The sequence below is a fragment of the Pseudomonas taiwanensis DSM 21245 genome (assembly GCF_000425785.1).
Lineage (GTDB): Bacteria > Pseudomonadota > Gammaproteobacteria > Pseudomonadales > Pseudomonadaceae > Aquipseudomonas > Aquipseudomonas taiwanensis.
Genome location: NZ_AUEC01000005.1, coordinates 157,438 through 179,909, shown reverse-complemented (window position 1 = coordinate 179,909; position 22,472 = coordinate 157,438). Strand labels below are relative to the sequence as shown.

Genomic DNA, 22,472 nt, shown 5'->3' with positions numbered 1-22,472 from the left:
GACGTGGACCTTACTCGGAGCGCTTGATCAGGCGTTCCATGCGCGCATCCAGCCGGCGCTTGATTTCGGTCTCGATATGCGGGGTAAAGTCGTTGATCACGTCCTGCATGATCTGTTGCGCGGCTGCGCGCAACTCGCTTTCCAGGTGCAGCAGCGTGTCCTGGCGGCGGGTCTGCGGGTCATCCGCGGTGGCTGCAGGCACAGGCTCAGGTTCGACCGGCGGGTTGCCTGCCGGTACATCGAGCAACAGCGGAATCTGTTCCACCGTCTCGGTCAGCAGAGGCGGTTGCAGGTTGGCATCTCCCAGCAGCTGGCGAATCGACTCCAGGTCGTCGAGCAGATGGGCGGAATCGGGTAGGGCGGAAGGCTTGTCCATCGTCGTCAAAGTCGCTGTAAGCGGTGGTCTTGCAGAGCATAGCCCCGTTCGCGGTAGAAACGGAATCGTTCGCGCGCTGACTGGCGGATGCCAGGCTCCTCGACGACGATCTCGGCAACCCGTTCGAACTGGTCGACGAACCCTGGCACCGAGGCGCCGAGGTTGATCAGCAGGTCGCGGTGGTCGCCTGCATCGTCAGCCAGGCCCAAGGCCACTTGGGCATCGGCATGCGCTTCGGCCCGGTCGTGAGGCACGAAAGCCTCGCCCTTGAAACGCCACAGGCGCAGGTCCAGCTCGTCGCGTTGTTCGGCGTCCTGGCAATGCAGGTAGACGCGATGGCCGAGACGCCAGGCCTTCTCGCACAGCTTGCAGGCGAAATCCAAGCGTGCCGACAAGGCGTCGGTGGGCAGGATGTAGAAATCGACTTTGCTCATGGTTTGGTCTACCGGCCGGTGGCGCACTGGGCGCCACCGGTTTCACGGTTTCAGGCGCCGGCGCGGTCCAGCAGGTACTGCGTCAGCAATGGAACCGGGCGACCCGTGGCGCCTTTGTCCTTGCCGCCGCTGATCCAGGCGGTGCCGGCGATGTCCAGGTGCGCCCAGTTGTAGGCCTTGGCGAAGCGCGACAGGAAGCACCCTGCGGTGATGGTGCCGGCTTTTGGGCCGCCGATGTTGCCCATGTCGGCGAACGGGCTGTCCAGTTGTTCCTGGTATTCATCGAACAGTGGCAGCTGCCAGGCGCGGTCGTCGGCGCGCTTGCCGGCGTCGAGCAATTGATCGATCAGCTCGTCGTTGTTGCCCATCAGTCCCGAGGTGTGGCTGCCCAGGGCGACGATGCAGGCGCCGGTCAGGGTGGCGATATCGATCACGGCCTGAGGCTTGAAGCGCTCGGCGTAGGTCAGGGTGTCGCACAGCACCAGGCGGCCTTCGGCGTCGGTGTTGAGGATTTCCACGGTCTGGCCGCTCATGGTGGTGACGATGTCGCCCGGGCGAGTCGCGCCGCCGCTAGGCATGTTCTCGGCACAGGCCAGCAGGCACACCAGGTTGATCGGCAGTTGCAGTTCCAGCACTGCGCGCAGGGTGCCGAACACACTTGCCGAACCGCACATGTCGAACTTCATTTCATCCATGCCGGCGCCAGGCTTGAGGCTGATGCCGCCGGTGTCGAAGGTGATGCCCTTGCCGACCAGCACGAAGGGTTTCTCGCTTTTCTTGCCGCCCTGGTAGTTCATCACGATCAGCCGTGGAGGCTGGTCGCTGCCCTGGCCCACGGCATAGAAGGCGCCCATGCCCAGGTCCTTGATCTTCTTCTCGTCCAGCACTTCGACTTTCAGCGACTTGTGTGCCTTGCCCAGCTCCTTGGCTTGGTCCGCCAGGTAGCTTGGATGGCAGACGTTCGGCGGCAAGTTGCCCAGGTCGCGGGTGAAGGCCATGCCGGTGGCGATGGCGCTGGCGTGCTTTACGGCGCGCTCGGCTTCGGCCTGGCCGGCCTTGTCGGTCAGCAGGGTGACTTTCTTCAGGGCCCGCGGCTCAGCCTTCTGGCTCTTGAAGCGATCGAACACGTACTCGCCGTCGAGCAGGGTTTCGGCCAGCAGGCGGTACTTGCCGTAGTGAGCGTCGCGGTTGCTGACAGCGATGTCGTCCAGGGCCAGTACGGCATCTCCGCCGCCCAGGTTTTTCAACACACCGGCCACGCTGGCTACCAGCTTGCGCCAGGCGCGATCGCCAAGGGCTTCTTCCTTGCCGCTGCCAACCAGCAGCACGCGTTCGGCCTTGAGCCCTGGCAGGCTGTGCAGGAGCAGGGTCTGGCCAGGCTTGCCGGCCAGGTCGCCACGCTTGAGCAGGGCAGCAATGGCGCCGTCGGAGGCTTGGTCGACGGCCTTGGCGACAGCGCCGAGCTTACGACCTTCGCCTACTGGTACGACCAGCGTTGCGGTTTTCACAGATGCAGCAGCTACGCTTTTTACAACCAGTTCCATGTCAGGGTCCCCGAATGATCTTTACCGTAGGCGCTGAATGTTCGCGTGCGCCGGGCAGGCTTGGCCGCGTGGTCGCGTGCCAGTGGAAAAGCTGCCAGTTTGAGCCTGCGACAAGCGTGCTGACAACCCCGACGTGCGGCTTCATGCGCGGCCAAGTGACAGGCGCGGTCAATCACAGGATAATGCGCGCACTTTTATGGAGGTTCGCCTTTGGCGAACCAGCATTGGTCTGGCTGTACTACGTCATAGTCTGGCGCCATTGTTTGGCAGTCCGCCCCTGACAACCCAGGAGTGTCTGGTTTGATCGTCTTTCGTTATCTGTCCCGCGAGGTCCTGGTGACCTTGAGCGCCGTCAGCGCTGTGCTGCTGGTGATCATCATGAGCGGGCGCTTCATCAAGTACCTGGCCCAGGCCGCCCAAGGCGTGCTCGACCCGAGTGTACTGTTCCTGATCATGGGTTTCCGCCTGCCGGGTTTCCTGCAGCTGATTCTCCCACTGGGCCTGTTCCTCGGCATCCTGCTGGCCTATGGCCGGTTATACCTGGAAAGCGAGATGACCGTGCTGTCGGCCACCGGCATGAGCCAGCAGCGCCTGCTGGGCCTGACCATGGCCCCGGCGGCGCTGGTGGCATTGCTGGTCGCGTGGCTGAGCCTGAGCCTTGCGCCGCTGGGCGTTGCCCAGGTGCAGCAAATCATCAGCCAGCAGGACGCGCTGACCGAATTCGACACCCTGGTGCCGGGGCGTTTCCAGACCTTGCGTGATGGCTCGCGGGTGACCTACACCGAGCAGCTTTCGGACGACCGCATCAACTTGGGTGGCGTGTTCATCTCCGAGAAACGCTTCAACCAGGACAAGACCAAGGACCGCGCTCCTTCGGTGCTGGTCGCCGAGAAAGGTCACCAGGAAGTGCAGGCCGACGGCAACCGCTACCTGATCCTGGAAAATGGCTATCGCTATGACGGCAACCCTGGCCAGGCTGACTACCGTGCCATCAAGTACGACACCTACGGCGTATTGCTACCCAAGCCTGAAGTCAGCGAGGAAGTGACCGAGCGCGAAGCGATCCCGACCTCCCAACTGATCGGCCAGAAAGGCCTGCGTGAGCGCGCCGAGCTGCAATGGCGTCTGTCGCTGCCGATCCTGGTGTTCATCGTGACCGTGCTGGCAGTGCCGCTGGCCAAGGTCAACCCACGCCAGGGCCGCTTCCTCAAGCTGCTGCCGGCGATTCTTCTGTACATGGCCTACCTGACGATGCTGATTTCCGTACGTGGCGCCCTTGAGAAGGGCAAGTTGCCGATTGGCCTGGGTATCTGGTGGGTGCATGGACTGTTCCTGCTCATCGGCCTGGGCCTGATGTATTGGGAACCGCTGCGTCTCAAGCGCGCTGCCCGTCGTGCGGAGGTGGCCCATGGCTAAGCTCGATCGCTATATCGGCCAGAGCGTGCTGCTGGCCATTCTGGCGGTGCTGGGGATCATCCTCGGCCTGGCCTCGCTGTTTGCCTTCATCGACGAGATGGGCGACCTGAGCGACACCTACACGGTGATGGAGGCAGGTAACTTCGTCCTGCTGACCGCACCGCGTCGTCTGTACGAAATGCTGCCGATGGCCGCGCTGATCGGCTGCCTGGTCGGCCTGGGCAGCCTGGCCAGCAGTAGTGAGCTGACCATCATGCGCGCCGCTGGCGTTTCCATCGGCCGTATCGTCTGGGCGGTGATGAAGCCGATGCTGGTGCTGATGCTGGTGGGCCTCCTGATTGGCGAGTACGTGGCGCCGGTCACCGAAAACAAGGCCCAGGCCGACCGTTCCCTGGCCCAAGGCGGGGGAGAGGCACAAAGTTCCAAGCGCGGCATGTGGCACCGTCAGGGTGACGAGTTCGTGCACATCAACGCCGTGCAGCCCAACGGCCTGCTGCTGGGCGTGACCCGTTACCGCTTCGACAACGAGCGCAAGATCATCACGTCGAGCTTCGCCCGCCGTGCGCAATACAACCAGGATCACTGGGTGCTCAGCGACGTCAGCACCACGTATTTCCGTGGCGACCACACTGAAGTGGTGAAGGCGCCGCAGGAGCGTTGGGATGTCTCGGTCACGCCGCAACTGCTCAACACCGTGGTGCTGGCGCCTGAATCGCTGTCGATCACCGGGCTGTGGGACTACATCCATTACCTGTCCGACCAGGGCCTGAACAACGCGCGTTACTGGCTGGCGTTTTGGACCAAGGTGCTGCAGCCGGCGGTGACCGCGGCGCTGGTGCTGATGGCGATTTCCTTCATCTTCGGCCCACTGCGCTCTGTGACCCTGGGACAGCGGGTATTTACCGGTGTGCTGGTGGGCTTCGTGTTCCGCATTGGCCAGGACCTGCTTGGCCCTTCGAGCCAGGTGTTCGGCTTCCCGCCGCTGCTGGCGGTGGTGATCCCCGCCGGTATCTGTGCGGTGGCCGGTTTGTGGCTGTTGCGCAGAGCTGGTTGAGGTCAGTGGTGCATGCCGTGAGTGTTGCGGTGTGTGCCGGATCGAGCGCCGCCCGCGCGGCGCATCGCGAGCAAGGCTCGCTCCTACAGACGCCCGCGATACTGTGCCTTGCACCAAAGCGGTCGCGCGCAAATCCCACAGGTGTAGCTGGCCCGAAATAACCGTAGGAGCGAGCCTTGCTCGCGATGCGCCGCGCGGGCGGCGCTCGACCTATCGGACACCCTATCCTTCACGGCCTACACCCGAACGCTACCGATCAATTCTTCTGCTTCGGCACCCGCACCAACTGTGTCTCGGAATAGATGTCATGCCAGCCGCGCTTGCGCTTGTCGATCAGCGCCCAGAAGAACCCCATCCCCAGACACAGCCACGAAGCGATCGACACCACGAAGCGCAACAGCGCCTGCCACAGGCTAATGGCGCTGCCATCGGCGTTCTGTACCCGCACGCCCCACACCTGCATGCCCAGGGTTTGCCCGCCATGGGTCCAGAACTTGGCGAAGAAGCCGAACAGCGCGAACAGCAGAATCGTCGACAGCAGCGGGTCTCCATCCAGTGCGCCGGCATCGGTCAGTTCACGCATGCGGGCTTCACCGATGATGCTCATCTGGATCATCTTGTAGGCGCCTGCGGTGACGATCAGCAGGGCCGTACACAACAGAAAGTCATAGAACATCGCCGCCAGGCGCCGGCCGAGGCCTGCGGGTGGGAAATCTCCCTGGGGTGTGAGCAGAGGCTTGGACATGCGTTGCAGCTCCGAATGGCGAAGCCGGTATTCTACGGGCAAAAAAAAGCCCCTGCACTTGGCAGGGGCTTTTCTTCGAAGTCGGGTTCGGCTTAGCCGGCGACCTGAACCTTGTCAGCCTGCATGCCTTTCTGGCCTTGCACGGCTTCGAAGGTGACCTTTTGGCCTTCTTTCAGGCTCTTGAAGCCGTTGCCTTCGATAGCGCGGAAGTGTACGAACAGATCCGGACCGCTTTCTGGGGTGATGAAGCCGTAACCTTTCTCGTCATTGAACCACTTGACGGTACCGTTCTGACGCTCAGCCATTGTCTTATTTCCTATGAAGCTTAAATTTTTAATGACAGTTTCTTTCACATAATTCGGGGTGAAAGAGTACTGGGCTGGGTTGCAGGAAAGTAAGAGACGTCGAACGGGTTGTAGCAAATTGCGGCTACTGGCCCAGGTCACGAACTGTTGCGACCCATGCAAACACAGTGCTGTGACTCTACGCCAACTCCCGAGAGAAAAACAAGCCCTTCGCACTGTAGGAAATCAGCGATTTGCCGATAACCGACCAAATTGTCGGAAACGGCATGGCGCCTGGCCTGGCGCCATGTTCAAAAGTTATTGGACAGGTTCGAAAACGAATATGTCGAACCTCTCCCAAGGGCTTTCAACCGCGATAGTAACGTTGCGGAACAAAAGGCATTTTGCTGACTTTCAGGGCAACCTGCTTGCCGCGGACAACGGCAAACAGAGGCGTATCGATAGCGCTGTGTTCGTTATCGACATAACCCATGGCCACCGGTGCGCCGAGTGTCGGACCAAAGCCGCCGCTGCATACCTTGCCGACAGTCTTGCCGTTGGCGTCGACAATCTCCGCCCCTTCACGTACCGGAGTGCGTTCCTGGGGAAGCAAGCCGACCCGCTTGCGTGCCACGCCTTGCTGCTGTTGGGCATAAACCCGTTCGGCACCGGGGAAACCACCTGCGCGTGCACCGTCGGCGCGGCGGACCTTGGAGATGGCCCATAGCAGGCTGGCTTCGACCGGCGTGGTCTCGGTGTCCATGTCGTGGCCGTACAGGCACAGCCCGGCTTCCAGGCGCAGCGAGTCCCGCGCACCCAGGCCGATAGGCTGCACCTGCGGCTCGTTCAGCAGGCGGCGGGCCAAGGCTTCGGCAGCGTTGACTGGCACCGAGATTTCATAACCGTCTTCACCGGTATAGCCCGAGCGGCTGACGTAGCAGTCTTCACCCAGCAGCTTGACCGAGCGCAACTGCATGAAGGTCATGTCGGCCACTTCCGGCGCCAGGCGTTTCAGCACCTCGACGGCGGCCGGGCCTTGCAGGGCCAGCAGGGCACGTTCCTCGAACAGCGGTTGCACCTCGCAGCGGTTACCGATGTGCGCTTGCAGGTGAGCCAGGTCCTGGTCCTTGCAGGCAGCGTTGACCACCAGGAACAGCACATCGTTGCCCAGGTTGGCGACCATCAGGTCATCGAGGATGCCACCTTGGGCGTTGGTGAACATGGCATAGCGCTGCATGCCTACTGGCAGGTCGACGATGTCCACGGGCACCAGGGTTTCCAGGGCTTTGGCCGCATCGCTGCCGCGCAGGATGATCTGGCCCATGTGCGAAACATCGAACAGGCCGGCCTGCTCGCGGGTGTGCAGGTGCTCCTTGAGCACGCCCAGTGGGTACTGCACTGGCATGTCATAGCCGGCGAACGGCACCATGCGCGCGCCCAATTCGAGGTGCAGAGCGTGCAGCGGGGTCTTGAGCAGTGTTTCGGACATCGATGACTCCTTAGTTGTTTGTCGGGTCAACATTCGATGATGTTGACGGCCAGACCGCCTCGGGCGGTCTCCTTGTACTTGCTTTTCATGTCGGCGCCGGTCTGGCGCATGGTGCGGATGACCTTGTCGAGTGACACGTAGTGCTGCCCGTCTCCGCGTAAAGCCATGCGCACCGCGTTGATGGCCTTCACCGAGCCCATGGCGTTGCGTTCGATGCAAGGCACCTGGACCAGACCGCCAATGGGATCGCAGGTCAGACCCAGGTTGTGTTCCATGCCAATCTCGGCGGCGTTCTCCACTTGCTGCGGGGTGCCGCCCATCACCTCGCACAAGGCACCGGCCGCCATCGAGCAGGCGACCCCGACCTCGCCCTGGCAGCCAACCTCGGCGCCCGAGATCGAGGCGTTCTCCTTGTAGAGGATGCCGATGGCAGCGGCGGTGAGCAGGAAGCGCACCACGCCGTTCTCGCTGGCACCGGGGATGAAGCGCATGTAGTAATGCAGCACCGCTGGGACGATGCCTGCTGCGCCGTTGGTCGGCGCAGTGACCACTCGCCCGCCGTAGGCGTTTTCTTCGTTCACCGCCAGGGCATAGAGGTTGACCCAGTCGAGCACCGACAGCGCATCGCGCAGGCTGGCTTCCGGGTTGCTGCTCAGTTGACGGTACAGCGCCGGGGCCCGGCGCTTGACCTTCAGCCCGCCGGGCAGGATGCCCTCATGGCGGCAGCCGGCCGCGACGCAGTCCTGCATCACTTGCCAGATGCGCAGCAGCCCCGCACGGGTCTCGGCTTCCGGGCGCCAGGCGGACTCGTTGGCGAGCATGACCTGGCTCACCGGCATCTGCTGTGCGACGCAATGACCGAGCAGCGCCTTGGCGGTCTTGAAAGGGTAGGTGAGGACCGTGCGGTCCTCGACGATGCGGTCGTGGCCTGCCGCGTCCTCATCGACGACGAAACCGCCGCCCACCGAGTAGTACTCCCTGCTGCGGATTTGCAATCCGGCTGCATCGAAGGCGCGGAAGATCATGCCGTTGGGGTGATATGCCAACGGTTTACGGATCATCGCAAGGTGCTGTTTTTCGATGAACGCGATGTCGTGCTCGCCCAGCAGGCGCAGTTGACCGCTGTCGCGGATCGCTTGCAGGCGGGCGGGGATGGATTCGGTATCGACGGTATCGGGGTGCTCGCCTTCAAGGCCGAGCAATACCGCTTTGTCACTGCCGTGGCCCTTGCCGGTGGCGCCTAGCGAGCCATACAACTCGGCCTTGACGCTGACAGTGTGGCTCAACAGGTCGTCGCGGCGCAGCCCTTCGGCAAAGCGCGCGGCGGCGCGCATCGGGCCGACCGTGTGGGAGCTGGAGGGGCCTATGCCGATCTTGAACAGGTCGAAGACGCTCAATGACATGGTGGTTCCTCCTGAAGATTGTGCGACTGGTGTGCCGCCCGACCGCGACACAAGGCCGCTCCCCGCTCTTTGTCGGAGCGGCCTTGTGTCGCGATGGGGCCGCGACGCGACCCCTGAGTGCCACAGGCCGCCTCAGGCGTCCTGGTAGCTCTCGATCGACGGGCACGCGCAGACCAGGTTACGGTCGCCGAACACGTTGTCGACCCGGCCTACGGGCGGCCAGTACTTGGCCTCCACCAGGCTCGGCAGCGGGTAGACCGCTTGCTCGCGGCTATAGCCGTGAGCCCACTCGCCCACCAGCTCAGCCGCCGTGTGCGGGGCGTTCTTCAGCGGGTTGTCGTCCTTGTCCAGGCTGCCGTTTTCCACCGCGCGGATTTCCTCGCGGATCTGGATCATCGCATCACAGAAGCGATCCAGTTCTTCCTTGGATTCACTTTCGGTCGGTTCGATCATCAGCGTGCCAGCCACCGGGAAGGACATGGTCGGCGCGTGGAAGCCGAAGTCGATCAGGCGCTTGGCCACGTCGTCGACACTGATGCCACTGGTGTCCTTGAGCGGGCGCAAGTCGAGGATGCACTCGTGGGCGACCAGGCCATTGCCGCCGGTGTACAGAACAGGATAGTGCTCTTCCAGGCGGCGGGCGATGTAGTTGGCATTGAGAATGGCCATCTGCGAAGCACGCTTGAGACCGGCACCGCCCATCATGCGGATGTACATCCAGGTGATCGGCAGGATGCTGGCGCTGCCGAACGGCGCGGCGCATACCGCCCCTTCGGTGTTCTCGAGCGCGGCATGGCCTGGCAGGAACGGTGCCAGGTGCGACTTGACGCCGATCGGGCCGACGCCCGGGCCGCCACCGCCGTGGGGAATGCAGAAGGTCTTGTGCAGGTTCAGGTGCGAAACGTCGCCGCCGAACTTACCTGGGGCGCACAGGCCGACCATGGCGTTCATGTTGGCACCGTCGATGTACACCTGGCCGCCGTTGTCGTGGATGATCGCGCAGATTTCGCCAATCGCTTCCTCGAACACGCCGTGGGTCGACGGGTAGGTGATCATGATCGCGGCGAGGCGCTCGCGGTGCTCGATGGCCTTGGCGCGAAGGTCTTCGACATCGACGTTACCGCGGGCATCGCAGGCGGTGACCACCACGCGCATGCCGGCCATGTGGGCGGTCGCAGGGTTGGTACCGTGGGCCGACGAAGGGATCAGGCAGATGTCGCGGTGGCCTTCGCCACGGCTGCGGTGATAGGCGCGGATGGCCAGCAGGCCTGCGTACTCGCCCTGGGAACCGGCGTTAGGTTGCAGCGACACGGCGTCGTAGCCAGTGGCGGCGCACAGCATGGCTTCCAGCTCGGTGGTCATCTGCAGGTAGCCCTGGCTTTGCTCGGCGGGGGCGAACGGGTGCAGGTTGCCGAACTCGGCCCAGGTGACCGGGATCATTTCACTGGCGGCATTGAGCTTCATGGTGCACGAGCCCAGCGGGATCATGCTGCGGTCCAGCGCCAGGTCTTTGTCGGCCAGGCGACGCAGGTAGCGCATCAATTCGGTTTCGCTGTGGTAGCGATTGAACACCGGGTGCTGAAGAATCGCCGATTGACGCTGCAGCGCAGCCGGCAGGCGCGAGCCGGTGCTGGCGGCGAGGGCGGCGAAGTCAGGCTGTACCTTGTCGCCAGCCAGCAGTTGCCAGAGGGCTTCGACGTCAGCCTGGGTGCTGGTTTCGTCAAGGGACAGGCCCAGGTGGCCGGCGTCGATCTGGCGCAGGTTGATGCGCTGGGCGCGGGCTTTTTCATGCAGGTTGGCAGTGGCAGCACCGGTGGCCAGGGTCAGGGTGTCGAAGGCGGTCTCGCCCAGCACCTCGATGCCCAGGCTCTTCAGGCCGGCAGCCAGGATCGCGGTCAGCGCATGGGTGCGCTCGGCGATGCGCTTGAGGCCTTCCGGACCGTGGTAAACGGCGTACATGCTGGCGATGTTGGCCAGCAGTACCTGAGCGGTGCAGATGTTGCTGGTGGCCTTCTCGCGGCGGATGTGCTGCTCGCGGGTTTGCATGGCCAGGCGCAGGGCAGTCTTGCCGAAGCGGTCGATCGATACGCCCACCAGGCGGCCCGGCATGTCACGCTTGAACGCGTCACGGGTGGCGAAGTAGGCCGCGTGCGGGCCACCGAAGCCCAGCGGCACACCGAAGCGCTGGGCGCTGCCGATGGCGACGTCGGCGTCGAACTCGCCAGGCGGGGTCAGCAGGGTCAGGGCCAGCAGGTCGGCAGCAACGGCAACCAGCGCGTTGGCGGCGTGCAAGCGCTGGACCAGTTCCCGGTAGTCGAACACTTCACCGTTGCTGGCCGGGTACTGCAGTAGGGCGCCGAAGAAGGCACTGACATCGGTCAGTTCACGTTCGTCGCCAACCACGATCTCGATGCCCAGTGGCTCGGCTCGGGTGCGCAGCACGTCCAGGGTTTGCGGGTGGCAATGGCGGGAGGCGAAGAAGGCATGGCTGGCCTTGTTCTTCGACAGGCGTTTGCAGAAGGTCATGGCCTCGGCAGCGGCGGTGGCTTCGTCGAGCAGGGAGGCGTTGGCGATCGGCAGGCCGGTGAGGTCGCTGATCAGGGTCTGGAAGTTCAGCAGCGCTTCCAGGCGGCCCTGGGAGATTTCTGGCTGGTAAGGGGTGTAGGCGGTGTACCAGGCCGGGTTCTCCAGCAGGTTGCGCAGGATCGGTGCCGGCGTGTGGGTGTTGTAGTAACCCTGGCCGATATAGCTCTTGAACAGCTGGTTCTTGCCGGCGATGGCTTTCAGTGCGGCGAGGGCGTCGGCTTCACTCTGGCCGTCTTCGCTGCCCAGCACGCTGGTGCCCTTGATGCTGTCGGGGATGACGGCGGCGGTCATCGCTTCCAGCGAGTCGAAGCCCAGGCTGGCGAGCATGGCTTGCTCGTCGGCGGCGCGGGGGCCGATGTGACGGGCGATGAATTCGTTGGCGGTGCCGAGGTTGATGGTCATGGTCGGTTCCTCAGGCGTCGTCGTTGGCTTTGATCAGACGGTCGTAGGCGTCCTGGTCGAGCAGGGCAGCCACTTCGCTCATGTCGGCGGGGACGAAGCGGAAGAACCAGCCCTCGCCCAGCGGATCTTCGTTGACCCGCTCGGGGCTGTCGTTGAGGCCTTCGTTGACGGCGACCACTTCACCGCTCAGGGGCATGTACACGCCGCTGGCAGCCTTGACCGATTCGACGGTGGACGCTTCGGCGCCTTTGTCGTACGACTGCAGCTCCGGCAGTTGCACGTAGACCACATCGCCAAGGGCGTTCTGAGCGTAGGCAGTGATGCCCACGGTGACGCTGCCATCGGCTTCGACGCGCAGCCATTCGTGATCTTCGGTGAAACGCAACTCGCTCATGGGAATTCCTCGGGAAGCAGGGCGTTGGGCGCGGTGGCTCCGCGCTCTTGGGGTTGGAATTCCCTTAGCAAATATGCGGCCAGTATTTAAAAACTCATTTAAATCAAAGACTTGTGTGATTACAGAAATGTTTCTGACATTTCGGTGGAATGAAAACGCTACAGAAGGCGCGGGTAGCAAAAGGGTTGGCGGATCAAACCCTTGCGTAGTGGCATTTGCAGGAGGGTGTATTGGTTTCGATACGGTGTATTGATTTCGATACGGAAGAGTCGCAACGCCCAGGCCAGGTTCAGGCTTTGCTGGGTATGCCGTACTTGCGCAAGCGCTGCGCAATTGCGGTATGCGAGGTTTGTAGTCGTCCTGCCAGTTGCCGGGTGGAGGGGTAGCTTGCGTACAAGCGCTGCAACAGTTCGCGCTCGAAATCTCCCACCGCCTGCTCAAGGCTGGCCACGTCGCCATCCTGCCCCCGCGCCACCGAGGTACCGGCGATGTCCAGATCGCCAATGTCTACCAGGTTACCCTCGCAAATGGCGGCGGCGCGAAAGATCACGTTCTGTAGTTGGCGCACGTTGCCTGGCCAAGGGTTGGCCAGCAGCGCCGAATGGGTGGCGGGCGCCAGGCGGCATGGCGGGCGCTGGATCTGGGTGCAGGCCTGCTGCATGAAGAAGTGGGCGAGCATCAGGATGTCCTGGCCACGTTCGCGCAGGGGAGGCACCTGCAGGTTCAGCACGTTCAGCCGGTAGAACAAGTCTTCGCGGAAGCTGCCTTCGGCCACCATGCGTTCGAGGTCGCGGTGAGTAGCGCTGATGATGCGTACATCGACCTTCACCTCGCGGTCACCGCCGACCCGGCGGAAGCTGCCATCGCTGAGAAACCGTAGCAGCTTGGCCTGTAGGTAGGGTGACATCTCGCCAATTTCATCGAGGAACACCGTGCCTTGGTTGGCCAGTTCCATCAGCCCCGGTTTGCCGCCGCGCTGGGCCCCGGTGAAGGCGCCCGGGGCGTAACCGAACAGTTCGCTTTCGGCCAGGCTCTCGGGTAGCGCAGCGCAGTTCAGGGCCAGGAAGGGCGCCGCATGGCGACTGCTGATCGCGTGACAGGCGCGGGCCACCAGTTCCTTGCCGGTACCGGTCTCACCGTGGATCAGCAACGGTGCGTCCAGGGTTGCCACGCGCAAGGCTCGGGCCTTGAGGGTGCGGATCACCGGGGACTCGCCGAGCAGAGCGTCGAAGCCTTCGGCATGGTCGTGGTGCAGGGCCGAAAGCCGCTCACCCATGCGGGTGGGTGGGTACAGGGTCAACAGGCCGCCGGCATTGGTGATCGGCGTGGCGTCCAGCAGCAGGCTCTGGCCGTTGAGCTGCATTTCGCGCATCGGCAAGTGGAAGTTATTGTCCAGCAGGGCCTGAAGCAGCCCTGGATCCCCGAACAGCTCCCCCACTGAGCGGCCAGCCGATTCGCGCCCGCACAGGGCGATCAGGGCGGGGTTGGCCAGCAACACCTTGCCAGCGCTGTCGACAGCCAGCACCGGGTCGCTCATTGCCGCCAGCAGGGCATCGAGTTGCAGGTGGCGGCGTTGGCCGGGGAGGATGTCGACGACCTCCACCGACTGCACGCCACGGACTTCGAACAGCGCGTCGTGCAGCTCTTCCAGTACAGCAGGGCTGAGGGTCGGCGCGTCGATGTAGACGTTCGGCGGGACCATCTCCACGGCGTCCAGGTTGAGGTTGCGGGCACCGAGCAGGGCCAGGACTTCCTGGGTGATGCCGACGCGGTCTATGAAGCTGACGTGGATGCGCATGGGGGGCAGAGCTTGTGGCCGTGGAGGGCGGTAGTATGCCTTGGGAGGGGGATTAAGCCCAATCGCCGCGACGGGCCAGCTGCCACAGGTATTCCGCATTATCTGAAGCGGCGGAGCACCTGTGGGATTGGCTGTCGTGCATTGGCTGTACCGGCGGCGTCGCCGGTAAGCGGGCTCCTGCGCGGCTTGCGGTCATTCCAGGTGTTCTGGCTTGATCGGGTCGCCCGATTTCACGTCCAGCTTGATGCGAATGTCTTCGAACATCGCGTCGTAGATCTTGTGGGGCGAAGAGAGCGTCTCGAATTTCTTCGGTGGGGGAAGGTGTGCCTGCGCTTTACGGCTCAGTACCATGAGAAAGCTGGGCAGCACCTGGTCTTTGGCCAGGAAGAACTTTTCATCGACATCCTTGCCCTCGATGCTGCCATGCATGCGGAACTGGATGCCCCGGCCTTCCCGTGGGTCTTGCGATGCTTCGTACTCGATGTTGAGGTCGTAGCTGTGGTCATTCTTGTTCAGCGCGTCGCGCTCGATATGTACATGACCTGGCTTGAACTGAGCCATGGCGAAATCCTCTGGAAGGTTGATAACGGCGGGCACCGTAGCACCCGCCGACTGCCATCAACGGTAGCTGATTCCCGGCGTAGCGGTGCTCACCCGCGTGCCGGCGGTGCCTTTGACGATGTCTTCGATGTTCTCCAGCGAGCTGATCACTGCCACTTTGCCGGTATGACGGGCGAAATCACAGGCGGCCTGGACTTTCGGTCCCATCGAGCCGGCAGCGAAGCCCAGGCGTTCGAGTTCGTCGGGATGCGCCTGGGCAATGGCTTTCTGCGTCGGCTTGCCCCAGTCAATGTACGCCGCATCCACATCCGTGGCGATTATCAGAAGGTCGGCATCCAACTGTTCGGCCAGCAGCGACGAGCACAGGTCCTTGTCGATGACAGCTTCGATGCCTTTGAGCTTGCGATTTTCATCGTACATGGTGGGGATGCCGCCACCGCCGGCGCAGATCACGATGCTGTTCTTTTCCAGCAGCCACTTGATCGGACGAATCTCGAAAATGCGCTTGGGTTTCGGGCTGGCCACCACACGGCGGTACTTGTCGCCGTCGGCCTTTACCACCCAGCCCTTTTCCTTGGCCAGGCGTTCGGCTTCTTCCTTGCTGTAGACCGGGCCGATGAACTTGGTCGGGTCCTTGAAGGCCGGGTCGTTGGCGTCGACTTCCACCTGGGTGAGCAGGGTGGCGAAAGGCACTTCGAAGGCCAGCAGGTTGCCCAGTTCCTGTTCGATCATGTAGCCGATCATGCCTTCGGTTTCGGCGCCCAGCACATCCAGTGGGTAGGCTTCATCGGGTTTGTAGGCCAGCCCCTGGAGTGACAGCAGGCCGACTTGCGGGCCGTTGCCATGGGCAATGACCAATTCGTTGCCGGGGTGAATCTTGGCGATCTGTTCGGTGGCGGTACGGATATTGGCGCGCTGGTTGTCAGCGGTCATGGGCTCGCCGCGGCGTAGCAGGGCGTTGCCGCCCAATGCAACAACGATACGCATGGGGAATGTCCTTTCATGTAAAGAGGTGAGTGAAGCTCAGGGGCTGGACACCGCCCCCTGTGGGCACCGGTTTACCCGTGAATGCGTGAGCAGCATCCGTGGCGAATCCGGGACTGACGCTTTCGCGGGTGAACCAGCGCCCACAGGGATTGCGGTTAGAGATCAGCCAGGGTCGACACCAGAATCGCCTTGATGGTGTGCATGCGGTTTTCTGCCTGTTCGAAGGCGATGCATGCTGGCGACTCGAACACGTCCTCGGTCACTTCGATACCGTTGGCCAGGTGTGGGTACTGTTCGGCGATCTGCTTGCCAACCTTGGTCTCGGAGTTGTGGAACGCCGGCAAGCAGTGCATGAACTTGGTCCGTGGGTTGCCGGTGGACTTCATCAGTTCCTTGTTCACCTGGTAGGGCAGCAACTGCTTGATACGCTCGCCCCAGGCTTCGACAGGTTCACCCATCGACACCCAGACGTCGGTGTGCACGAAGTCCACGCCCTTGACCGCGGCTTTCGGGTCTTCGGTGAGGGTGATGCGAGCACCGCTTTCTTCGGCGTACTTGTGGCAGCGTTCGACCAAGTCGTCGTGGGGCCACAGGGCCTTGGGCGCAGCGATGCGTACGTCCATGCCGAGCTTGGCACCGATCAGCAGCAGCGAGTTGCCCATGTTGTTGCGGGCATCGCCCAGGTAGGCGTAGCTGATGTCGTGCAGCGGTTTGTCGCTGTGCTCGCGCATGGTCAGCACGTCGGCGATCATCTGGGTCGGGTGGTATTCGTCGGTCAGGCCGTTGAAGACCGGAACGCCCGCGAACTTGGCCAGTTCTTCGACGATCTCCTGCTTGAAGCCCCGGTACTCGATGGCGTCATACATGCGCCCAAGCACGCGGGCGGTGTCCTTCATGCTTTCCTTGTGGCCGATCTGCGACGAATTGGGGTCGATGTAGGTGACGTTGGCGCCCTGGTCGTAGGCGGCGACTTCGAAGGCGCAGCGGGTACGGGTCGAGGTCTTTTCGAAGATCAGGGCGATATTGTTGCCCTTCAAGTGCTGCTGCTCGGTGCCGGTGTACTTGGCGCGCTTGAGGTCGCGGGACAGGTCCAGCAGGTACTTCAGCTCGCGGGTGGTGTGGTGTTCCAGGCTGAGCAGGTTGCGGTTGTGGATATTGAACGCCATGACAGTTTCTCCTTGAGTTCGGTGATGTTCCGGCCACCACCTTGTGGGGATGGCCGGGCGTGATGGACGTTAGTAGTCGATGGGGTCGCGTACGATCGGGCAGGTCATGCAGTGGCCACCGCCGCGGCCACGGCCCAGTTCGCCGGCGCTGATGGTGATGACCTCGATCCCGGCCTTGCGCAGCAGGGTGTTGGTGTAGGTGTTGCGGTCGTAGCCGATGACCACGCCGGGCTCGATCGCCACCACGTTGTTGCCGTCATCCCACTGCTCGCGCTCGGCGGCGAAGCTGTTGCCGCCGGTCTCGACCACACGCAGCTTGACGCCCAGGTGCTCGCCGACCACCTCGATGAACGACTTGTTCTCGCGACGCACGTCCATGCCGTATGGCTTGCTTTCGTCCGGGCGGATGATGAACGGCACGATCTCTTTCACCACTTCCGGGAAGACTGTGACCAGGTCGCGGTCGCAGAAGCTGAAGACGGTGTCCAGGTGCATGGCGGCGCGGGATTTCGGCAGGCCGGCGACGATCACTTCCTTGACTGCGCCCTTGGCGAACAGGCTCTGTGCCAGCTGGCCGATGGCCTGGCGCGAAGTGCGCTCGCCCATGCCGATCAGCACGATGCCCTTACCAATCGGCATCACGTCACCGCCTTCGAGGGTAGACTGGCCATGGTCCTTGTCCGGATCGCCGTACCACACCTGGAAGTCGGCACCGGTGAACGCCTTGTGGAATTTGTAGATGGCGGTGGTCAGCAGGGTTTCCTGGCGTCGCGCCGGCCAGTACATCGGGTTCAGCGTCACGCCGCCGTAGATCCAGCAAGTGGTGTCGCGGGTGAACTGGGTGTTGGGCAGTGGCGGCAGGATGAAGCTGGAGTGGCCCAGGTATTCGTTGTACATCTTGACCACTTCGGCACCTTCGGTATCCGGCAGGTCCTGGCCGGCCACGCCGCCGATCAGGTACTCCGCCAGGCGCCGAGGTTCAAGCCCTTCGAGCCAGTGGCGTACTTCGTTGGTCAGCCCCACACCGACAGTGTCTGGAGTGATCTTGCGGTCGAGGATCCACTTGAGGGCCTCTGGCTGCTGCACGATGTCGGTCAGCAGGTTGTGCATTTCCAGTACATCCACACCGCGCTCGCGCATCTTGGTGACGAAGTCGAAATGGTCACGCTTGGCCTGTTCGACCCAGATCACGTCATCGAACAGCAGCTCGTCACAGTTGCTTGGCGTCAGACGCTGGTGCGCCAGGCCGGGCGAGCACACCATCACTTTGCGCAGTTTGCCGGCTTCGGAGTGGACACCGTACTTCTGTTTTTCAGCGGACATGGTTTCATTCCTCCAATTGAGCGAAGACGTGGATCAAAGCGTCAGGAAGCCGTCGTACAGACCATAGGCTGCCACCAGAGCACCGATGACCACGGCGGCGAAGATCAGCTTTTCCACGTTGGTGAAGACAGGTCGGCCAACTTCACGCTTGGCCTTGGCGAACAGGATCACGCCCGGGGCATACAGCAGCGCCGAGAGCAGCAGGTATTTCACACCGCCGGCATACAGCAGCCAGATGGCATACAGCAGCGCGATGGCGCCGATGATCAGGTCTTTCTTGCGTTCGGCCAGGGCCTGTTCATAGGTTTCGCTACGCAGGGCCAGCAGGAAGGCATAGGCCGCCGACCACAGGTAAGGCACCAGGATCATCGAGGTGGCGAGGTAGATCAGCGACAGGTAGGTACTGCTCGAGAACAGCGTGATTACCAGGAAGATCTGCACCATGGCGTTGGTCAGCCACAGGGCATTGGCCGGCACCTGCTTGGCGTTCTCGCGGCGCAGGAACTCCGGCATGGTGTGGTCTTTGGCGGCGGCGAACATGATTTCGGCGCACAGCAGTACCCACGACAGCAGGGCACCGAGCAAGGAGATGACCAGCCCGACGCTGATCAGCACGGCACCCCAGTGGCCGACCACATGCTCGAGCACCGCAGCCATCGATGGGTTTTGCAGCTTGGCCAGCTCTGGTTGGGTCATCACGCCCAGCGACAGCACATTGACCAACACCAGGAACAGCAGCACCGTGATGAAACCGATGACAGTGGCCTTGCCGACGTCCGAGCGTTTTTCCGCACGAGACGAGAAGATGCTTGCGCCTTCGATGCCGATGAACACCCAGACGGTGACCAGCATCATGTTGCGCACCTGATTCATCACGCTGCCAAGCTCTGGCGTGCCCAGGGCCCAGATGTCGGCGGTGAAGATATCGAGCCTGAAGGCGAACAGGCAGATCAGGGCGAACAGCACCAGCGGCACGACCTTGGCCACCGTGGTCACCAGGTTGATGAACGCCGCTTCCTTGATGCCGCGCAGTACCAGGAAGTGTACTGCCCAGAGCAGGACCGACGCGCCGACGATGGCGGCAGGCGTATTGCCTTCGCCAAAGATCGGGAAGAAGTACCCCAAGGTACTGAACAGCAGGACGAAGTAGCCGACGTTGCCCAGCCAGGCACTGATCCAGTAACCCCAGGCCGAGGAGAAGCCCATGTAGTCGCCAAAGCCCGCCTTGGCGTAGGCGTACACCCCGCCATCCAGGTCAGGCTTGCGGTTGGCCAGGGTCTGGAACACGAAGGCCAGGGTCAGCATCCCCACGGCGGTGATGGCCCAGCCGATCAACACGGCACCGACACCGGCGCTGGCCGCCATGTTTTGCGGCAGCGAGAAGATGCCGCCGCCAATCATCGAGCCGACGACAAGTGCAACTAACGCACCAAGTTTTAGTTTTCCGGACGAATCAGACATTTAACAACTCCTACCAGGAGAAAGTTGACGTCAGAGTAAATCTGACGCCTGGATCATTAGCTGACGTGGGTCAGCTGATGACGACGTGAAGTGGGAAAATTCCTTCACGTAGCTCCTGGAGCGTGCCGACAGCTCTGCTGCAGGCCTCGTGCGCTGGCACCTCCATGTCTTTCTAGAGCAAACGCTCTGTTCAGCCTGCGAAGTCTGAAACTAGCCGCTTTTGCCGCTTTCGCAAATTTTTCACGATAATTTCGAGTGCTATCACTTTCTTTTCTGGCGACCTCTCAATGGCGGTTTTTTCCGCAGGCTTGGCATAGACAACGCAGTTCTGAGTGCTATAGCTTTAATGGCTTGCGCTCATATAAACCGGCTTTGTTATATGAGTGTGTAGCTGTTTCAAATGAATGACAGCGCATAAGAAGGAGGCCCATGAGCGAACCGGGACAAAAGCTGCGCCTTGGCGCATTGATCGCGTTGGTGGTCGGTTCGATGATTGGTGGCGGCATCTTCTCGCTGCCGCAGAACATGGCGGCCCGCGCCGATGTCGGTGCCGTGCTCATCGGTTGGGCCATCACTGCCGTGGGCATGCTGGCGTTGGCCTTCGTGTTCCAGACGCTGGCCAACCGCAAGCCGGAGCTTGACTCTGGGGTGTACGCCTACGCCAAGGCGGGCTTTGGCGAGTACATGGGTTTCTCCTCGGCCTGGGGTTACTGGATCAGTGCCTGGCTGGGCAACGTCGGCTACTTCGTCCTGCTGTTCAGTACCCTGGGCTTCTATTTCCCCGTGTTCGGCGAGGGCAACACGCCGGTGGCCATCGGTTGCGCCTCGCTGTTGCTGTGGGCGGTGCACTTCCTGGTACTGCGTGGCATCAAGGAAGCGGCATTCATCAACCAGGTGACCACGGTGGCCAAGGTGGTGCCGTTGCTGATCTTCATCGTGATCGCCGCCTTCGCTTTTCGCGCCGACATCTTTACCCGCGATATCTGGGGCTTGAGCAACCCGCAGTTCGGCAACGTGCTGAACCAGGTGCGCAACATGATGCTGGTGACGGTGTTCGTGTTCATCGGTATCGAAGGCGCCAGCGTGTACTCCGGTCGTGCGCAGCGCCGTTCGGATGTCGGCAAGGCCACGGTGATCGGCTTTCTCGGCGTACTGGCGCTGTTGGTGTTGGTGAACGTGCTGTCTCTGGGGGTAATGACCCAACCAGAACTCGCCGGCCTACAGAACCCGTCGCTGGCATCGGTTCTCGAGCATATCGTCGGGCCGTGGGGGGCATTGCTGATCAGTATCGGCCTGGCGATCTCGCTGCTTGGGGCCTTGTTGTCCTGGGCCTTGTTGTGCGCCGAGATTCTCTACGCCACGGCGCGGGACAAGACCATGCCGCGATTCCTGGCGAAGGAAAACGCCAACCACGTGCCCGCAAACGCGCTTTGGCTGACCAACTGCATGATCCAGGGCTTCCTGCTGATTACCCTGTTCTCGGCCGGTACGTATACCAGCCTGATCTACCTGGCATCGTCCATGATCCTGGTGCCGTACCTGTGGTCGGCGGCTTATGCGGTGTTGCTGGCGCTGCGTGGTGAAACCTATTCCGGCCAGGGCGCACTGCGGCGCAAGGACCTGCTGGTGGCGATGGTGGCGCTGCTCTATGCGATCTGGCTGCTGTATGCCGGTGGGCTCAAGTATTTGCTGCTGTCGGCGCTGCTGTATGCCCCGGGGGTGATCCTGTTCGCCCGCGCCAAGCGAGAGCAGGGGGAGGTCTTGTTCACCACCTGGGAAAAGCTGATTTTCACTGCCGTGCTGGTGGGGGCGGGGTTGGCGGCGTATGCCCTGTATTCAGGGTTGCTGAGCCTGTGATGCTTCAGTGTCGAGCGCTGCTGCTCGCTCGGGGCGTGACCAGATCCACAGGTTGCCGAGCGTCATGCCGGTAATGGCCAGGAACACCGGCCAGCGGTGTTCGAGAAAAATCAGCATCAAGGCCGCACACACCAGCATGCTGAAGGTGGCGCTGATCTTGGCGCGACGCTGGATCACCTTGCCATTGCGCCAGTTGCGCAGAATCGGCCCGAACACCCCATGATTCTCCAGCCAGGCCGAGAGGCGCGGGGAACTGCGGGTGGCGGCCCAGGCGGCCAGGAGAATGAATTCGGTGGTTGGCAGACCGGGAATGACGATCGCGACCAGGCCGATGCCCAGGCTGACATAAGCCAGGGTGGCGTAGAGCAAGCGGGACAGTTTCGAGCGGGCAGGTCGTGTCATGGTCTCACTGCGAAAAACGGTTGGCCACCGCAAGGGTGGCCGGGTAGAGCGTATCAGGCCAGCGCAGCATCGGCGGCGTAGGCGTGCTTAAGCAGTTCGGTGAAGCGTTCGAATGCCGCGACAGCACCGCGTTCGACAGCAGCATCTTCCTCGGCCGACAGCTCCAGGCCATCGAGTATACGCGTGAATTGCTTCCAGCCTTCGGCGCGACCGCCGACCGGCTCACCCAGGTGACGTGCGCCGAAATGGTCGGACAACCCCAGCGCCACGGCGCGCTTGATCAGAAACGCGGCGCCCAGTTTGGAGCCTTCGGAGACGAAGATCCAGCCCATGGCTTCACCCAGGCTGGGGTTTCGCAGTGCGCCGGGCGCTGGCGCTGGCACCGGCGTATCGAGGTCAGCGAGGTCCAGCCTGGCCTGCTCGGCGCGGCAACGCGCGGCGAGGTCCGGGACGATGGCGATCAGTTTCGGATCGTTGTACAGCGCCTGCAGTTCGGACTGGAACAGGTACTGGGCAGCGACGAAGCGGGCGAAGCTTTCGCGGGTATCGAACGGTGCGTGGGATTGGACCAGGGCGTCCAGATCGGAGTGGGGGGCCTGGGTTACTTGGTTCAGTCGCTTGGAGCGCAGGGCTGGGCGTTCGGTGGTCATGGGCAATCCTTGGGAAATTTGGGCTTCTAATGACATAACGAAGCAGCGTGCATTGGAGCGTAAACGTTTTTGTCAGTGATGGCCCTATCGCCGGCAAGCGGGTTCTTGCAGGTGCCGTGCGATAGGGTAACCAAAACGGG

General features: G+C 62.5%; 20 protein-coding genes. 3 read left to right on the top strand and 17 right to left on the bottom strand.

Annotation, left to right across the window (positions count from 1 at the left end):
• Positions 1 to 10: 10 nt before the first annotated feature.
• The 3 genes from H620_RS0100805 to H620_RS0100795 are packed head-to-tail and all read right to left on the bottom strand — an operon-like array spanning position 11 to position 2,354.
• Positions 11 to 376, bottom strand: coding sequence for a hypothetical protein (locus tag H620_RS0100805; protein ID WP_023382122.1), 366 nt, complete (start codon positions 374 to 376; stop codon positions 11 to 13).
• A 5-nt stretch (positions 377 to 381) separates the two neighbouring features.
• Positions 382 to 810, bottom strand: coding sequence for a DNA polymerase III subunit chi (locus tag H620_RS0100800; RefSeq protein ID WP_023382121.1), 429 nt, complete (start codon positions 808 to 810; stop codon positions 382 to 384).
• A gap of 50 nt (positions 811 to 860) precedes the next feature.
• On the bottom strand, positions 861 to 2,354 hold the full coding sequence (locus H620_RS0100795; protein ID WP_023382120.1) for a leucyl aminopeptidase: 1,494 nt from the start codon (positions 2,352 to 2,354) through the stop codon (positions 861 to 863).
• Positions 2,355 to 2,654: 300 nt separating this feature from the next.
• Here H620_RS0100795 and lptF point away from each other — a divergent pair, with 300 nt between their 5' ends.
• Entirely contained in the window at positions 2,655 to 3,770 is a 1,116-nt protein-coding gene (lptF, locus tag H620_RS0100790) for an LPS export ABC transporter permease LptF (RefSeq protein ID WP_023382119.1), read from the top strand.
• On the top strand, positions 3,763 to 4,824 hold the full coding sequence (gene lptG, locus H620_RS0100785) for an LPS export ABC transporter permease LptG (protein ID WP_023382118.1): 1,062 nt from the start codon (positions 3,763 to 3,765) through the stop codon (positions 4,822 to 4,824). The genes lptF and lptG overlap by 8 nt, the downstream gene beginning before the upstream one ends.
• A gap of 256 nt (positions 4,825 to 5,080) precedes the next feature.
• On the opposite strand, the gene H620_RS0100780 is transcribed toward lptG, so the two are convergent.
• The 12 genes from H620_RS0100780 to arcD (H620_RS0100725) form a co-directional block, all read right to left on the bottom strand.
• Entirely contained in the window at positions 5,081 to 5,569 is a 489-nt protein-coding gene (locus tag H620_RS0100780) for an RDD family protein (RefSeq protein WP_023382117.1), read from the bottom strand.
• Positions 5,570 to 5,661: 92 nt separating this feature from the next.
• The gene (locus H620_RS0100775; protein WP_003257941.1) at positions 5,662 to 5,874 is read right to left on the bottom strand and encodes a cold-shock protein; all 213 of its coding nucleotides are present in this window, start codon (positions 5,872 to 5,874) and stop codon (positions 5,662 to 5,664) included.
• Between the two features lie 346 nt (positions 5,875 to 6,220).
• Positions 6,221 to 7,342, bottom strand: coding sequence for a glycine cleavage system aminomethyltransferase GcvT (gcvT, locus tag H620_RS0100770; RefSeq protein WP_023382116.1), 1,122 nt, complete (start codon positions 7,340 to 7,342; stop codon positions 6,221 to 6,223).
• 26 nt (positions 7,343 to 7,368) lie between these two features.
• A complete protein-coding gene (locus H620_RS0100765; RefSeq protein ID WP_027906579.1) occupies positions 7,369 to 8,745 on the bottom strand; it encodes an L-serine ammonia-lyase in 1,377 nt (458 codons plus the stop codon).
• 132 nt (positions 8,746 to 8,877) lie between these two features.
• Positions 8,878 to 11,733, bottom strand: a complete 2,856-nt coding sequence (gene gcvP, locus H620_RS0100760; protein WP_027906578.1) for an aminomethyl-transferring glycine dehydrogenase — start codon at positions 11,731 to 11,733, stop codon at positions 8,878 to 8,880.
• Between the two features lie 10 nt (positions 11,734 to 11,743).
• Positions 11,744 to 12,127: a glycine cleavage system protein GcvH gene (gene gcvH / locus H620_RS0100755; protein ID WP_023382113.1), complete on the bottom strand. Its 384-nt coding sequence runs from the start codon at positions 12,125 to 12,127 to the stop codon at positions 11,744 to 11,746.
• Positions 12,128 to 12,416: 289 nt separating this feature from the next.
• Complete coding sequence (locus tag H620_RS0100750; protein WP_023382112.1) at positions 12,417 to 13,925, bottom strand: sigma-54-dependent transcriptional regulator; 1,509 nt, start codon at positions 13,923 to 13,925, stop codon at positions 12,417 to 12,419.
• Between the two features lie 192 nt (positions 13,926 to 14,117).
• Positions 14,118 to 14,486 (bottom strand): DUF5064 family protein, encoded by a 369-nt coding sequence (locus H620_RS0100745; RefSeq protein WP_023382111.1) that lies wholly within the window; start codon positions 14,484 to 14,486, stop codon positions 14,118 to 14,120.
• A 57-nt stretch (positions 14,487 to 14,543) separates the two neighbouring features.
• Positions 14,544 to 15,473: a carbamate kinase gene (gene arcC, locus H620_RS0100740; RefSeq protein ID WP_023382110.1), complete on the bottom strand. Its 930-nt coding sequence runs from the start codon at positions 15,471 to 15,473 to the stop codon at positions 14,544 to 14,546.
• A gap of 155 nt (positions 15,474 to 15,628) precedes the next feature.
• Complete coding sequence (locus tag H620_RS0100735) at positions 15,629 to 16,639, bottom strand: ornithine carbamoyltransferase (protein WP_023382109.1); 1,011 nt, start codon at positions 16,637 to 16,639, stop codon at positions 15,629 to 15,631.
• 69 nt (positions 16,640 to 16,708) lie between these two features.
• Positions 16,709 to 17,962, bottom strand: a complete 1,254-nt coding sequence (arcA, locus tag H620_RS0100730) for an arginine deiminase (RefSeq protein ID WP_023382108.1) — start codon at positions 17,960 to 17,962, stop codon at positions 16,709 to 16,711.
• A 33-nt stretch (positions 17,963 to 17,995) separates the two neighbouring features.
• On the bottom strand, positions 17,996 to 19,423 hold the full coding sequence (arcD, locus tag H620_RS0100725) for an arginine-ornithine antiporter (RefSeq protein ID WP_023382107.1): 1,428 nt from the start codon (positions 19,421 to 19,423) through the stop codon (positions 17,996 to 17,998).
• Positions 19,424 to 19,852: 429 nt separating this feature from the next.
• On the opposite strand from arcD (H620_RS0100725), the gene arcD (H620_RS0100720) reads away from it, so the two are divergent.
• Positions 19,853 to 21,280 (top strand): arginine-ornithine antiporter, encoded by a 1,428-nt coding sequence (gene arcD, locus H620_RS0100720; RefSeq protein ID WP_027906577.1) that lies wholly within the window; start codon positions 19,853 to 19,855, stop codon positions 21,278 to 21,280.
• Here the strand turns inward: arcD (H620_RS0100720) and H620_RS0100715 are convergent.
• Complete coding sequence (locus tag H620_RS0100715) at positions 21,260 to 21,682, bottom strand: YbaN family protein (protein WP_023382105.1); 423 nt, start codon at positions 21,680 to 21,682, stop codon at positions 21,260 to 21,262. The genes arcD (H620_RS0100720) and H620_RS0100715 overlap by 21 nt on opposite strands.
• 53 nt (positions 21,683 to 21,735) lie before the next feature.
• Positions 21,736 to 22,332, bottom strand: coding sequence for a biliverdin-producing heme oxygenase (locus H620_RS0100710; RefSeq protein ID WP_023382104.1), 597 nt, complete (start codon positions 22,330 to 22,332; stop codon positions 21,736 to 21,738).
• Positions 22,333 to 22,472: the final 140 nt, after the last annotated feature.